The 14,841-nt window shown below is 51.4% G+C and carries 16 protein-coding genes; 10 read left to right on the top strand and 6 right to left on the bottom strand.

Translation table 11 applies throughout. The features are described 5' to 3' along the window. The first annotated feature begins 553 nt into the window (after window positions 1–553). Window positions 554–1,042 (top strand): DUF456 domain-containing protein, encoded by a 489-nt coding sequence (locus tag HMPREF2572_RS01415; RefSeq protein WP_070495733.1) that lies wholly within the window; start codon window positions 554–556, stop codon window positions 1,040–1,042. 59 nt (window positions 1,043–1,101) lie between these two features. Here HMPREF2572_RS01415 and HMPREF2572_RS01420 read toward each other — a convergent pair whose 3' ends face one another. The 6 genes from HMPREF2572_RS01420 to HMPREF2572_RS01445 all read right to left on the bottom strand — a co-directional run bounded on the left by HMPREF2572_RS01420 (window position 1,102) and on the right by HMPREF2572_RS01445 (window position 6,457). Continuing rightward, entirely contained in the window at window positions 1,102–1,761 is a 660-nt protein-coding gene (locus HMPREF2572_RS01420) for a YecA family protein (RefSeq protein WP_070495735.1), read from the bottom strand. Between the two features lie 58 nt (window positions 1,762–1,819). After that, the gene (locus HMPREF2572_RS01425; protein WP_070495797.1) at window positions 1,820–2,602 is read right to left on the bottom strand and encodes a TrmH family RNA methyltransferase; all 783 of its coding nucleotides are present in this window, start codon (window positions 2,600–2,602) and stop codon (window positions 1,820–1,822) included. Between the two features lie 186 nt (window positions 2,603–2,788). Next, complete coding sequence (locus HMPREF2572_RS01430; RefSeq protein ID WP_246827731.1) at window positions 2,789–3,361, bottom strand: sigma-E factor negative regulatory protein; 573 nt, start codon at window positions 3,359–3,361, stop codon at window positions 2,789–2,791. Between the two features lie 17 nt (window positions 3,362–3,378). Beyond that, the gene (gene rpoE / locus HMPREF2572_RS01435; protein ID WP_049229611.1) at window positions 3,379–3,978 is read right to left on the bottom strand and encodes an RNA polymerase sigma factor RpoE; all 600 of its coding nucleotides are present in this window, start codon (window positions 3,976–3,978) and stop codon (window positions 3,379–3,381) included. Window positions 3,979–4,060: 82 nt separating this feature from the next. After that, window positions 4,061–5,431 carry a tRNA lysidine(34) synthetase TilS gene (gene tilS, locus HMPREF2572_RS01440; protein WP_246827732.1) on the bottom strand — a complete coding sequence of 457 codons (1,371 nt, stop codon included), beginning with the start codon at window positions 5,429–5,431 and terminating at the stop codon, window positions 4,061–4,063. A 66-nt stretch (window positions 5,432–5,497) separates the two neighbouring features. Next, window positions 5,498–6,457 (bottom strand): acetyl-CoA carboxylase carboxyltransferase subunit alpha, encoded by a 960-nt coding sequence (locus tag HMPREF2572_RS01445; protein WP_070495751.1) that lies wholly within the window; start codon window positions 6,455–6,457, stop codon window positions 5,498–5,500. Between the two features lie 218 nt (window positions 6,458–6,675). Here HMPREF2572_RS01445 and HMPREF2572_RS01450 point away from each other — a divergent pair, with 218 nt between their 5' ends. From HMPREF2572_RS01450 to HMPREF2572_RS01495, 9 genes are all read left to right on the top strand, one after another. After that, window positions 6,676–7,077: an RNA-binding S4 domain-containing protein gene (locus tag HMPREF2572_RS01450; protein ID WP_070495754.1), complete on the top strand. Its 402-nt coding sequence runs from the start codon at window positions 6,676–6,678 to the stop codon at window positions 7,075–7,077. A 239-nt stretch (window positions 7,078–7,316) separates the two neighbouring features. Further along, window positions 7,317–8,327, top strand: coding sequence for a tryptophan--tRNA ligase (gene trpS / locus HMPREF2572_RS01460; protein ID WP_049228135.1), 1,011 nt, complete (start codon window positions 7,317–7,319; stop codon window positions 8,325–8,327). A gap of 77 nt (window positions 8,328–8,404) precedes the next feature. Further along, a complete protein-coding gene (locus HMPREF2572_RS01465; RefSeq protein ID WP_070495758.1) occupies window positions 8,405–8,944 on the top strand; it encodes a hypothetical protein in 540 nt (179 codons plus the stop codon). A 17-nt stretch (window positions 8,945–8,961) separates the two neighbouring features. Next, entirely contained in the window at window positions 8,962–9,966 is a 1,005-nt protein-coding gene (locus HMPREF2572_RS01470) for an adenosine deaminase (RefSeq protein WP_070495761.1), read from the top strand. Between the two features lie 165 nt (window positions 9,967–10,131). Beyond that, window positions 10,132–11,994, top strand: coding sequence for a Fe-S protein assembly chaperone HscA (gene hscA, locus HMPREF2572_RS01475; RefSeq protein ID WP_070495763.1), 1,863 nt, complete (start codon window positions 10,132–10,134; stop codon window positions 11,992–11,994). After that, entirely contained in the window at window positions 11,994–12,833 is an 840-nt protein-coding gene (locus tag HMPREF2572_RS01480; RefSeq protein ID WP_246827733.1) for a DUF695 domain-containing protein, read from the top strand. The genes hscA and HMPREF2572_RS01480 overlap by 1 nt, the downstream gene beginning before the upstream one ends. A 74-nt stretch (window positions 12,834–12,907) precedes the next feature. Continuing rightward, window positions 12,908–13,666, top strand: a complete 759-nt coding sequence (locus HMPREF2572_RS01485) for a DUF2314 domain-containing protein (RefSeq protein WP_070495767.1) — start codon at window positions 12,908–12,910, stop codon at window positions 13,664–13,666. A gap of 184 nt (window positions 13,667–13,850) precedes the next feature. Beyond that, window positions 13,851–14,330, top strand: a complete 480-nt coding sequence (locus HMPREF2572_RS12970; RefSeq protein ID WP_246827734.1) for a hypothetical protein — start codon at window positions 13,851–13,853, stop codon at window positions 14,328–14,330. A gap of 125 nt (window positions 14,331–14,455) precedes the next feature. Further along, window positions 14,456–14,818 carry a TIGR02328 family protein gene (locus HMPREF2572_RS01495; protein WP_070495771.1) on the top strand — a complete coding sequence of 121 codons (363 nt, stop codon included), beginning with the start codon at window positions 14,456–14,458 and terminating at the stop codon, window positions 14,816–14,818. Window positions 14,819–14,841 lie beyond the last annotated feature (23 nt).

Consider the following 14,841-nt stretch of genomic DNA (forward strand, 5'->3'; position numbering starts at 1 on the left):
TTATGAGTGTCCAAGATTTTGGGGCCAGTTCAGTTTTCAGACGACCTTTTGACTTTGATGGCAATCTTGTTTCTTCCCTTGCCTGATGAAGAAAGGCAAGAAACAGAGCGATTGGAGCATCAGCTGATCATCGTAAAAACCGACCTTCCCTGCCCCATCTACGCCAGACCAAATTTAGCGCAAATTACCGAATGCAATGGTTACCGCTTGACTGCGCATTCAAACAAAACACCCTGATTTCAATCGGAAAATATTATTCCAACTCAAATTTATAGTGGATTAAATTTAAATCAGGACAAGGCGACGAAGCCGCAGATAGTACAGATAGAGACCTTTGCAAAATTCCCCAAAATCCAGATAGTACGGAACCATTCACTTGGGTGCTTCAGCACCTTAGAGAATCGTTCTCTTTGAGCTTAAGGCGAGGCAACGCCGTACTGGTTTGAAGTTAATCCACTATAAATTTTCATTTTCTTGCATCCATCCTTATCGAAATCAGCCGAAACATCCCCATAATACTGCCGTTACACCACTCCACATTTGAAAGAAAGCGATGACTACTCTCCTGATTATCCTCGGTCTGATTGCCATAGTGGTCGGCATTTTTGGCACGATTTACCCTGCCTTGCCCGGACTGGGCTTGATGTTTGCCGGCGCATGGCTGTTGGGCTATGCCGGCGATTATCAGATTTTCGGTTCCGGCACACTCATTTTCCTTGCCGTTGTCGCCATTATCGGCACGGCAATGGATTATGTTGCAGGCGCGCTGGGGGCGAAATATACGGGGGCAAGTAAAACAGCCATCTGGGGAGCGTTTATCGGCGGTATCGTGGGCGCATTCTTCGCCATTCCCGGCTTATTGTTAGGCCCTTTGATTGGCGCTGCCATCGGCGAATTTATTGCCCGTAAAGACACTTGGCAGGCAGGCAAAGTCGGCATCGGTACGTTTATCGGCTTTATTATCGGCACGGTTGCCAAAATCGGCTGCGCGCTGACCATTGCGCTGACTGTCCTATTTGTGTGGCTGGGTTCGTTTTTCTAAGCCATCCCTTCAAAACCAAAGGTCGTCTGAAATTCAGACGACCTTTGGTTTTTGAACGCTTATTTGTTACAACAGGCTTTGTATTTCTTACCGCTACCGCAAGGACAAGGATCGTTGCGTCCGGTTTTATCGCCTTCACGGCGTACGGTTTGCGGTTTGTTGATGATCGCCTGCCAGTACCAGTAAATATCCAGCAACACATGCGGGAGCTCGGATTCGAGTTGTGCCAGCTCTTTTTCGGTCAGGTGCAGGATGACTTCACCGTTTCGTTCTTCATCGTAAATCCCGCCCAAAGCCATAATCGGATAGAACAAATCTTCAAATTCTTCCTGATCAACCGCTTCAAACCAATCGGTCGGAACGATATCCAAAGCATAGAGATAAGCATTACACCAAGTATAAATATCGGGATTGGAGGCGGCATCTTCGTATAACCACAAATCGGGCAGCATTTTTTTACTGAGTTTGATACGCAAATCCGCTGCCAAACCGATGACCAAACGCTCGATTTCAGTACGCTCTTTGGCATCAAACAACGATTCGTCGCCCAAAACTTCAGGCAGCCAGTCATTCGGATTCAACGCATCCGGACCGCTCAACAAAGCCATCATAAACGCCTGCACCTCATCGCAGCGCATGGTGTTGTGGTGTTCCGATTTGGCATCGAGCAGCTCCATCAGGCGTAAGCGCGATGCTTCATCAAATGCTTGCAATTGCATGTTTTTTCCTTATTTTTAAATGATATGTTTGTTATCCGAGGGGTCGTCTGAAAACGGTTTAGGCGATGCGTTGGCGCATTTGCTCGAAAAGGCATACGGTTGCCGCCATGGCGACGTTTAACGATTCGGTCTGTCCCAGCATCGGGATTCTGACACTGCCGTCAACTTTTTCCAAAATTTCCCGACTCACGCCGCTGCCTTCATTGCCAAAAACCCAAGCGCAAGGGGCGTTTAAATCCAGTTGGTACAAATCGGAAGGGTTGCGCCCGTCCAAAGCGGTTGCCCATATTTTGTCCTGATAAGTATCCAGCCACTGCAGTAGGAAAACGCGGCTGTATATGTTCAACAGAAAATGCGCTCCCATACCCGCCCGCAATACCTTAGGCGACCAAATATCAACGCAGTCATTACCCAACACAATCTGCTTGACGCCCGAAGCTGCTGCGCTGCGTAAAACCGTACCGACATTGCCCGGGTCTTGCAGCCTGTCCAACACCACGCAATCGCCGCTTAAAGGCAAATCCCCTTGCAGCGGAATCTCTATCCAAGTCATCACATCGTCAGCATCGTTCAAACTGGTGATTTTAGACAAGGCTTCGTTTCCGACCCAAGTAATACAATCTTCATCCAAACTGCTGATTAAATTTCGGATTTCAGGATGCGTGTTTTTACTTTCGGGTAAATACACTTGTTTGGGCGTGTACCCCGCCTCTAAATAGACTTGCAAAAGATGCACGCCTTCCAACACGGTTTGCCCATATTCCCGGCGTACTTTAGATTGTGAAAGCAGCTTGGACAAATGCTTGAGCTGCTCGTTTTGCGCGGAGGTAATTGATTTCATGTGGCGCATTATATAGCGGATTCAAATAAAAAGGATACAGAAAGGCAGCCGCACGATACCGTCCGACTTTGTTCAAACCGCTTTTTCAGACGACCTCTTGACGCATACAATCAAAAATAAAATCCCTGCCCGAACAATTCGGGAAGGGATTTCTCTACTTGATGGAAATCTGTCTCTATATGCAGTTTAATGAACGACGGAGTCCTGTTGAACCTGCATTTCGGTTCGAACCGTAGTCTGACTCACACCTTTATCATTCTTTGCAGATTCAGGCATTACCACAGCGTCTGAAGCATTTTTAGCTACCGGATTGGCGGCTACGGGTACGATATTTTCCTGCTGGTTTTTGGTTTCAACGGCTTTTTCCGCAACCATACCTGCCGAGTCGCCCTTCACTTGCGGACCGAATTGCCATACAGCGACGGCAACCGCAGCCACGCTGGCGGCAACGGCGAAAGTTTTGAAGAAAGAGTTGTTCGCAGCTTGCGCTTCCTTAGCAGGCATCGCAGCGGCAACTTCGGCTTCATGACGTTGCTTGTGTTCTTCGCTGATTTCAGCAAGCGTAGCGGTAAATGCCGCGCTTTGCATGAAATCGGCATCACGTCCCGTGCCTGCTTTGTAACGCAGGCAATCGCCCAACAGATGGTACTCGTACCACGCTTCGGCAGCAGCATCGTCGGATAACAGACGGTCAAGCATCTCTTCGCTTACTTGGTTTCCATCCATCAGCATGGAAACATATTCTCTTGTTGTATCCATAGTTGTTACCATTTTTATTACCACCTTTGATTTTCAGAGGTTTCCAACAACGGCCTCAAATCTTTTGCTATTACTTCCCGCGCCCTGAAAATACGGGAGCGAACCGTTCCTATCGGACAATCCATAATTTTGGCTATTTCCTCGTAAGACAAACCGTCCATTTCCCTCAAGGTAATGGCTTTGCGTAAGTCTTCGGGCAAATGCGAAATCGTTGATTCGACTGTTTGGAGGATTTCCCGATTGATCATTTCAGCTTCCGGCGTATGGTAATCCGCAATCTGATCCGATAAATCCAGAATATCCCCGTCTTCATTAGCAGCCTCTGCACTGACGAACGGCTGCTTTCCTGATGTTACTAAGAAGTTCTTGGCGGTATTGATGGCAATCCGATACAACCAAGTATAAAAAGCGCTCTCGCCTCGGAAATTCGGCAAGGCCCGATAAGCCCTAATCATTGCCTCTTGCGCCACATCGTTGACTTCGTGTTCGTCTTTGACAAAACGGGAAATCAATCGGATGAGCCGACGCTGATATTTGGACATCAGCATCTCGAATGCTTTTTGTTCGCCCTTCTGTGCGCGCTCTACCAAGGCCTGATCAATCTGGCGATCATTCATATCTTACCTTTTGTAATAACTGCATTATAAGCTATAAAGTAGTAAAGCGTGCTGTGCCAGTTAAAGACAGCTTCCGCCGTATTTAGTTCCATTTATATCTCAAAAATTTTCCATAAACCGGTAAAAAGCCGTCAAACCCTTGAAAATCGTGGCTTACCGTAAGGTTAACAATAGCAATGCAGTTTCCGTCAGTATTTGTGATAATTGGCCAGCATTTTCTAACGAACGGTACGATATGGTTTTCTTGCAACACTTTCTTAACATTTTTAAACGAAAACCCTACATTCATCATATCATCGCTGCCCGCCGTCCGAATGATTCCTTCTTCTTCCAAGACCGATTCCGGCAATCCGTTGCGGTGTGGCACCAGAAAAAAGCCGTTTTCTTGCAAGATATCTTTCAGACGACCTCTGACTTCTTTTCCCTTTATCCAATCTGCGTCTGCAAACTGGCTTTGTTTTAATATAAATAAAAAATCCCGGTATAAACATACCGATGTTTCGCCGAACTGCCATTGTGCAGTTTCCGCTTCCAACAGTATCCGCGCGAAATCCGCCAGCTTTCTCGGAGAACTTTCCACAATCCCATTCTCCTTAAAAAACCGCCAAAGAATCCGGCTGCGGCGTGCCTCGCTGAATGTCTGCCAACGGCTGACTTGGAAGCGTCCGCTCTCGCAAACCGTTTGATAATCCGCATCGACAACTTCGTCCAAAATTGCCAAATCGGTTTGCAAAGAACGGATGTTTGCACAAACATGACGGTCAAAATTCGGAATGCGCTCCCGCCAAACCGGCAACGCCTCGTAACGCATCCAATTCCTTAAAAAGGCTGTATCGGCGTTACTTTCGTCTTCGATATTCGGCAGGTTGCAGGCAGCGGCGTAGTTTTCCAATTCTTTTCGGGAAAACGTCAGCAGCGGCCGCCAAATTTGCGTTTCCTCGTTCAATTTGCGCCATTGCGGCATGGCGGCAAGTGCTTTGATACCACCGCCGCGAACCGCCGCGAGCATGAATGTTTCAATTTGGTCATCCTGATGGTGCGCCAACGCGATAACACTGGAGGGGTCGTCTGAAAACGCCTGATAACGCGCTTTTCGTGCGGCTGCTTCTATCCCCGACCCGTCTTTTTTGACTTCAACTTTTACGCTTCTGAACGGCACATTCCATTCTTGGCATAAGCGTGTGCAAAACGACAACCATTCATCTGCATTGCGGCTCAATCCGTGATGAACATGCAACGCGTGTACGTCCAATCCAAGCTCTTCCCGCAAACACACCAGCATATGCAGCAACACCACCGAATCCAAACCGCCGCTTAGTCCAACCGTTACCATGCAACCATCCGGAAGCGAACGCGCCGAAAGACGCAGGGTTTCCAACAAACTGCGGCATTGAGGCGGAAGGTTTTCAGACGACGTCGGGTTCATATGGCGTAATCTATATTGTGTCAGCAAGGCAAGTTCTTAGAAATGAAAAAGCAGGCAGGGGGGCTTCTGCCTGCTTTTCTACACATCAATTGTTTACTTATCCGTAAACTTGCCGTAAGCCATAATCCGGTCGAAACGGCGCGACAGCAAGTCCGCCATCGGCATATTTTGCGCTTCGTGCAACTGGGTTTCCAACACCGTTTTGACGTTTTTCATGGTCGTTTCAAAATCACGGTGCGCACCGCCCAAAGGTTCGCTGATCACGATATCAATCAAATCCAACTCTTGCAGCCGTTTGGCGGTAATACCCAAGGCTTGCGCGGCATCTGCCGCTTTTTCGGCGGTTTTCCACAGAATAGACGCGCAGCCTTCCGGAGAAATAACCGAGTAAGTCGAATATTGCAGCATATTGACGTAATCGCCGACCGCAATCGCCAGCGCGCCACCGGAACCACCCTCGCCGATAATGGTACACAAAACCGGCACACGCAGGCGGGTCAATTCGTACAGGTTGCGTCCGATGGCTTCGGACTGACCGCGCTCTTCCGCGCCGATGCCCGGATACGCACCCGGCGTATCGACAAAAGTCATCACAGGAATATTGAATTTTTCGGCGGTCTGCATCAGGCGCAATGCTTTGCGGTAGCCTTCGGGACGCGGCATACCGAAATTGCGGCGGATTTTTTCTTTGGTATCGCGGCCTTTTTGATGGCCGATAACCATCACGCTTTGTCCGTTGAAGCGCGCCAAACCGCCGACGATAGCATGGTCGTCTGAATAATGGCGGTCGCCGTGCAACTCTTCGAAATCGGTGAAAATGGCTTGAATGTAATCTAAGGTGTAAGGACGTTGGGGATGGCGTGAAACCTGCGAAATCTGAGCGGGCGTCAGCTTGTTGAAAATCGATTTGGTCAAGTCGTTGCTTTTCTTCTGCAATCTGGCGATTTCATCGGAAATATCGACGGCGGATTCGCCCTGCACAAAGCGCAACTCTTCGATTTTATTGGTTAATTCGGCGATGGGTTGTTCAAAATCCAAAAAAACTGGTTTCATAGGGTGAAGCTCTCGGTAGGGACGCTGCCGCTATCATACGCCAATCAGGCATATTTGGCAGCATTTCTCATTGAGGATATGCCGTGCAAAACGGCAGATAATCGGGCGGATGCCTTTTCAGACGACCTTTTACAACGATATAGTATATCTGCACTAAACAAATGAAGTGCCGTATCTTATGATAAACTTCCATTCAGTTCAATCATTTCAAACAGGCTATGAAAAACGACCACGACAATACGGCGATGCGGCTCGACAAATGGCTTTGGGCTGCGCGCTTTTTCAAAACCCGCGCGCTGGCTCAAAAACATATCGAATTGGGCAGGATTCAGGTCAACGGCACCAAAGTCAAAAACAGCAAAAACATCAGCGCGGGCGACATCATCGACCTGACGCTCAATTCACTGCCTTACAAAATCAAAGTATTGGCACTCAACCACCAACGCCGTCCCGCCCCCGAAGCTCGCCGGCTTTACGAAGAAGACATGAAAACCGCCGCCGAACGCGAAGCGCAAAAACAGCTCGACCAAGCAAGCCGCATCAGCGCGGCGTATCCCGACGGCAGACCGACCAAACGCGACCGCCGCCAACTCGACCGCATGAAGCGCGACAGCTGGTAGGGTTTTATAAATTCCGTTTCAACCTCGATGCGCAGCAGAACGGATATATTTGAAACTCCGCCAAAAACAAATCATCCGTTTTTATTATTTCACGCAACTGACTTGACGGTTTTACCCATCCGTTGTGTTGAGACTCCTGCCTGAAACCGCCGATTTCCGTAAAGTTGAAACGCATCAGAATCAGGTATAATCCATCCCTATTCCATTTCAGACGACCTTGAGCCATTAAGGATATCCCCATGAGCAAGAAACGCGTCCTCACAGGCGTAACCACCACCGGCATCCCGCATCTAGGCAACTACGTCGGCGCCATCCGCCCTGCCGTCCGCGCTGCGCAAAACCCCGATACCGAATCCTTCCTCTTCCTCGCCGACTACCACGGCATCATCAAATGCCACGAGCCGGAGATGATTCACCAATCCACCCAAGCCGTTGCCGCCACTTGGCTTGCCTGCGGACTCGACCCCGAGCGCACCACCTTCTACCGTCAAAGCGACATTCCCGAAGTGATGGAATTGAACTGGATTCTGACCTGCATCACCGCCAAAGGCCTGATGAACCGCGCCCACGCCTACAAAGCCGCCGTGCAAGCAAACGCTGAAAACAACCAGGAAGACCCCGACCACGGCGTAGAAATGGGTCTGTACAGCTACCCCATCCTGATGACTGCCGACATCCTCATGTTCAACGCCAACGAAGTGCCCGTCGGCCGCGACCAAATCCAACACGTCGAAATGGCGCGCGACATCGCCGGACGCTTCAACCACCGCTTCAAAGAAGTCTTCACCCTGCCCGAAGTGAAAATCGACGAAAACGTCGAACTCTTGGTCGGCTTGGACGGACGCAAAATGTCCAAATCCTACGGCAACACCATTCCGCTTTGGGAAAACGACAAGAAAACCCAAAAATCGGTCAACAAAATCATCACCAACATGAAAGAGCCGGGCGAGCCGAAACAGCCTGACGAAAGCCCCTTGTTTGAAATCTACAAAGCCTTCTCCACGTCGTCTGAAACCGCAGCGTTCACACAAATGCTTGCCGAAGGCTTGGCGTGGGGCGAGGCCAAAAAACTCTTGGCCACCAAAATCAACGCCGAGCTGGCAGAACCGCGCGAACGTTACAACGAGCTGACCGCCAATCCTTCGCAAATCGAAGACATCTTACAGGCAGGCGCAGCCAAAGCGCGCAAAGAAGCACGCGAACTGCTGGACAAAGTACGCGACGCCGTCGGCATCCGTCCATTGAAGTAAATCTAAAAAGGTCGTCTGAAAAAGCAGCCCGCTCATATTTCAGACGACCTTTTCCTGTTCAGAACAAGGAATATCCGATGAAAGCCTTTCCAATTCTCTTATCCGCCCTTTTACTCGCCGCCTGCGGCAAATCCGAAGCCCCAGCCGAGCCCGCCCAAAATGCCGCCGAAGCCGCGCCAAAGCCCGTGTTTAAAGTCAAATACATCGACAACACCGCTATCGCAGGTTTGGATTTAGGACAAAGCAGCGAAGGTAAAACCAACGACGACAAAAAACAAATCAGCTATCCGATTAACGGTTTGTCCCAACAAAACGTCATCCAACTGATCGGCAACCATCCCAACGACTTGGAAGTCATCAGCGGCAAATGTATGGAAACCGGCGACAAAGGCGAGCCTTTAGGCTGGACTGAAAACGGCAAATGCCATGCCTTGTTTGCCAAACTGGTCGGCAACATTGCCGAAGACGGCGGCAAACTGACGAGCTACCTCCTCTCCCATGCCGCCCTGCAACCCTATCAGGCGGGCAAAAGCGGCTATGCCGCCGTTCAAAACGGCCGCTACATCCTTGAAGTGGACAGCGAAGGAATGTTCTTCTTCCGCCGCCGCCATTATTGACCGAGCGGGTGCTGCCTATGACCGTACATACCTTAATCCGCGCCCTGCCTAAAGCCGAATTGCATGTCCATATCGAAGGCACGTTCGAGCCGGAATTGATGTTCGCCATCGCCGAGCGCAACGGCGTTTCCATTCCCTATGCGGATGTGGAAGCCGTGCGCCGCGCTTACGATTTTCACAATCTGCAATCCTTCCTCGATATTTACTACGCAGCGGCGGCAGTCTTGCTCCACGAACAGGATTTTTACGACCTGACCACCGCCTATTTCGCCCGCTGCCACGAGGACAACGTCGTCCACACCGAAATCTTCTTCGACCCGCAAACCCATACCGCACGCGGCGTACCGTTTGAAACCGTCATCAACGGCATTACCCGTGCCCGACTGGAAGCGCAGGAAAAATGGGGGATTTCCAGCAGGCTGATTATGTGTTTCCTGCGGCATTTGAGCGAAGAATCCGCGTTTGAAACGCTTGCCCAAGCGCAGCCTTTCAGACGACATATCGACGGCATCGGACTGGATTCGGGCGAACTCGGCAACCCGCCCTCGAAATTCGAGCGCGTCTTTGCCCAAGCCCGCGCGCAAGGTTTTCCCACCGTCGCCCACGCCGGCGAAGAAGGCCCGCCTGAATACGTTTGGGAAGCGTTGGATTTGTTGAAAGTCGTCCGCATCGACCACGGCGTGCGTTCCGAAGAAGACGAAACCCTTATTCAGCGACTGATTGCCGAACAAATGCCCCTGACCGTCTGCCCCTTGAGCAACCTCAAGCTCAAAGTCGTCGGCGACCTGTCCCGGCACAACCTGCGCCGTATGCTTGAGCGCGGCGTATTGGTTACCGTCAATTCAGACGACCCCGCCTATTTTGGCGGCTACCTCAACCAAAACTTTATCGAACTTGCCGACGCATTGGGTTTGAATGAAGCAGACATCCGCACCTTGTGCAAAAACTCGTTCAAAGCCTCATTCTTAAGCGAGAAAGAAAAAGCAAAACGGTACGCCGAAATCGACAGCGCCCATGTTTAAACACAAAGCCGACCTGAAAAAGCAATCCGGTCGGCTTTGTTTTTATCTAAAAATGCAAATCCTCTAACCACAGTCAATTCCCTACCAAACCGCTCAACTATCCGCCCGAAATCTGTTAAAATACCGCCCTATCCTAATAAATACAGCATCAAAAGGCACACAATCATGGCTCTTTTGCAGATTTCCGAACCCGGCATGTCCGCCGCTCCGCATCAACACCGTCTCGCCGTCGGCATCGACTTGGGTACGACCAACAGCCTGGTTGCTACCGTCCGCAGCGGCAGCCCGGTTTGTCTGACCGATATTGACGGGCGCACCACCCTGCCCTCCGTCGTCCGCTACGGCGAAGGCGACGCCGTCGAAGTCGGCAAAACCGCCCTTTCCGCCCAAAAAACCGACCCGCTGAACACCGTCAGCTCCGCCAAACGCCTGATTGGCCGCACGCTGACCGACCTCGCGCATGAAGCTCAATACCTGCCCTACCGGTTCACACCCAACGAGCGCGTGGTCGAGCTGAACACTCGCCAAGGTGCCAAAACGCCTATCGAAGTGTCGTCTGAAATCCTCAAAGCCCTCAAATCGCGTGCCGAAGAAACATTGGGCGGCGATTTGGTCGGTGCCGTCATTACCGTTCCCGCCTATTTCGACGATGCCCAACGCCAAGCCACCAAAGATGCCGCGCGTTTGGCGGGCTTGAACGTATTACGCCTGCTCAACGAGCCGACCGCCGCCGCGATTGCCTACGGGCTGGACAACGCCTCAGAAGGCACATTTGTCGTTTACGACTTGGGCGGCGGTACATTCGACGTATCCGTATTGCAACTGACTAAAGGCTTGTTTGAAGTCAAAGCCACCGGCGGCAACAGCGCATTGGGCGGCGACGATTTCGACCATCGCCTGTTCTGCCACCTGCTTGAGCAAAACGACCTTTCCAAACTCAACGAGCGCGACAGCCAGCTTCTGCTTTCCCTTGTCCGCGCCGCCAAAGAACAACTGACCAACCAAACCGAAGCCGTCGTCGAAGCCACGCTTTCAGACGACCGCAAAATCCATACCGTCATTACCCGCCAAGAATTTCACCACCTGACGCAGAATCTGGTTCAAAAAACCATAGAGCCGGTAAAACAGGCACTGAAAGACGCGGGCGTGACCAAAGCCGACATCAAAGGCGTGATTATGGTCGGCGGCTCAACCCGTATGCTGCACGTCCAACAAGCGGTCGCCACCTTCTTCGGTCAAACTCCGCTGAACAACCTCAACCCCGACGAAGTTGTCGCGCTCGGTGCCGCCATACAGGCGAACGTCCTTGCCGGCAACAAAACCGACGGCGAATGGCTGCTGCTGGACGTTACCCCCCTGTCGCTCGGTTTGGAAACCTACGGCGGACTCGCCGAAAAAATCATCCCGCGCAATTCCACCATCCCCACCGCGCGCGCGCAGGATTTCACCACCTTCAAAGACGGTCAGACCGCCATGACGATACACGTCGTACAAGGCGAGCGCGAACTCGTTTCCGACTGCCGCAGCCTTGCCAAGTTCACCCTGCGCGGCATTCCGCCCATGACCGCAGGCGCGGCACGTATCCGCGTTACCTTCCAAGTGGACGCCGACGGCTTGCTGTCCGTTTCCGCCCAAGAACAAAGCACCGGCGTACAGGCGCAAATCGAAGTCAAACCTTCCTACGGCTTGGACGACGACACCATCACCCAAATGCTCAAAGACAGCATGAGCAACGCCGCCGAAGACATGGTGGCACGCGCCCGCGCCGAAGTCGTGGTCGAAGCCGAAAGCCTAACCGACGCCGTCAACGCCGCCCTTGAGTTGGATAGCGATTTGCTGGATGCCGAAGAGCTTGCACAAATCCAGCAAGACATCGCCGATTTGCAAGGTCGTCTGAAAGACGGCAACGCCGAAGACATCCGCTCCGCCGTCGCCAAACTCAGCCGCAGCACCGACAACTTTGCCGCCAAACGCATGAACCGCAATATCCAACGTGCGCTGACAGGGCAAAGTGTCGATAATATTTGATGGTTAACCGGTTTCAGACGACCTCTAAAAAGCATCAGAGGTCGTCTGAAAAAATTCAAACCCTATTTTTCAGACGACCCCATCCTATGCAAAACCTCTCCATCCCCCAAGACTGGAACGTCTATTTCAGCCGCATTGGCGACGCGCCCGCCGCCTTACGCATCAACCTTGCCTTAATCGAAGTCGCGCCGCTGGCAGAGTATCCGCAGCATGTCCGCGTCAGCATGAAATTGGAACAAACCAACGAACACGGTTTCCCGACGCCCGAAGAAAGCGAAGCGGTTTACGACATCGAAGACCAAATCGACCGACTGGCAGGCAACGACAACATCCCCGCAGGCATAGTCACCACAGACGGCGCGGCAAACTGGCATTTTTACAGCCGCGACGCCGAGGCTTTCGCCCAAGCCTGCCGTACCCTGCTGACACAAAACGACCGCGTTTGCGACATCAAAATCAGCGAAGATGCCGAATGGTCGTTTTATCAGGAATTCCTGTATCCCGACAGCTACGAACTGCAAGCCATCCGAAACGAGCAGGTTTTACGCCGTTTCCGACAAGACGGCGACCGCCTCGAACAGCCCCGCCCCATCGACCACTGGCTGTTTTTCCACACCGAAGCAGACCTGAACGCAGCAGCCGCCAAAGTCGCCGCATTGGGCTATACCGTCAGCGACAGCGGCCGCATCGAGCAGGAAGAAGACCACCCGAGCTACCGCCTGCAACTTTCCAAAAACGCCCCGCTCACCGACATCGACAACGACACATGGGAGTTAATCGATATCGCCCACGAAAACAACGGCGACTACGACGGCTGGGGCAGCATATTAGTCCAATAAAGCATCAGGTCGTCTGAAACACACCGGCAGCCCCGTTCAGACGACCCGCATCCACTTGACCTTAGGAGAATCCCATGAGCGAATCCATTGTTTACGGTATCGATCAGGAAAATGAACTCATGAACCGCGCCTTCGAACAGGCACGTTCCACATTCAAATATTTCTGGCGCGAGCTGTATTGGGAAAACCGCCGCATCATCCCCGCCTTGGACTTTGCCATGGTCAAAGTACCTTTTTTCCAAGACAGCGAAGACGGCGAAATTTGCGAACACATGTGGGTAAACGACATCTACTTCGACGGTCTGCACATTTACGGCACGCTGGTCAACGAACCCAACGACCTGACCAATGTAGAACAAGGCGAGAGTGTTTGCGTTCCGGTTGACGAAATCAGCGATTGGATGTTCCTGTGTAACGGCATTCCCTACGGCGGTTTCACCGTACAGGCAGTCCGCATCCAAATGACGCCGCAAGAGCGCGCAGAACACGATGCCGCATGGGGAATCGACTTTGGCGATCCCGAAGAAGTCTTGCTGGTTTACGAAGAAAAAGAACACCCCGAAAATCTGGACGAACATCCGATGGCTCGAAACTGCCTCGACGACTTCCGCCAACAGCTGGCGCAAAACCCGGATTACCTGCACGACCAAGACGAAGACGGCTACACACCGCTCCATCACGAAGCCATCGCAGGCAACGCGCCCCTGGTCAAAGCCATGCTCGAATTGGGTGCAGACCCCGCCGCCACCACACAAGAAGGACTGACCGCCCTAGACTTTGCCCGCCTTATGGACTGGCAAAACGTCATCGAGATACTCGAGCCACGCCACTAAACCATAGGTCGTCTGAAAACCGAAACACACTTTCAGACGACCTGTGCCTTGATGAAATAAGGTCGTCTGAAAAGAAAGAATAGTAAAAATGTCCGATCGATTTCGACTAATCATACTGAGAATACTAAATGTCGTTTGGTTTCTTGTTTGGCGACTGACCGTATCTATTCTAGTCGGAAACGCTGTGTTTCATTTTTTACCGCCCGAACACGAAACTTATACTCAAGGCAGCAAAGTAAACGCCTTGTTTCAAATCGCCGTTCGCCCAACCGGCAACAGTAGTTGTGCAGTGAAACCATGGAATGAGTTCAATGCCGAGCAGGATAAAGTGTGTACGTACCTCCCTGATCAAAATGATTGCTACGTAAATTCGAAAATCACTTGCAGTGTAAAACGCATCAGTACCGAAGAATACGAACTCATTTATACTGACCCCTTCTTCACAGAGGAAAGAACCAGTCATTACCGTATAACTGAAGGTCGTGTAGAACCCTTGTCTTTTATCTTAGACTCATCCTCACGCAGATGTGAAGCAGGACTAATAGCCGGCATCTTTACCCTTCTTCTGACTTTAGTACCGCTACTTTACTGCACATGGCGACGCCGTAGAAAAATTCAGGCAACCGCCAAGAAAGCAAGAATGGCGGCACAACATAAAGACTGACCATACTCAGCGTCGCACACCTCCTTGACCGACAAAACGTCATCAAGATATTTGAACCACTCCACTAAACAATAGGTCGTCTGAAAATCAAAATACGCTTTCAGACGACCTCCAACCTACCGAACATGAGACTCTGGCACCAAACCCTTATCCCGCTACTCCCCCGCGCCCAACTTTTGGGGCAACACCGCGAATGCGCCGCTCTGCGCGGAGCAGGCTGGGGCAGGCCGCATGCGACGGTGAATTACGTTTTCACCCATTCGCCTGACAAACTCTATCTGTATCACGTGCTGATTATGGAAGAAATGGAAAAACGCGGCTACAAACCCGACCCGCTGTGGAAAGACCCGCTGTATCGCGGCAAAGCGGTTGCCCCTTATACCGCACACGATACCGAAGCCGCCGATTCGCCGATTTACCCCGAACACGATGATGCTTATCTGGACGAATGTCTGGAAAATTTAAAAAGCAAAGGCATCGTGTTATAGTGGATTAACAAAAATCAGGACAA

This window comes from Neisseria sp. HMSC064E01 (genome assembly GCF_001808875.1).
In the GTDB taxonomy this organism is placed as follows: domain Bacteria; phylum Pseudomonadota; class Gammaproteobacteria; order Burkholderiales; family Neisseriaceae; genus Neisseria; species Neisseria sicca_A.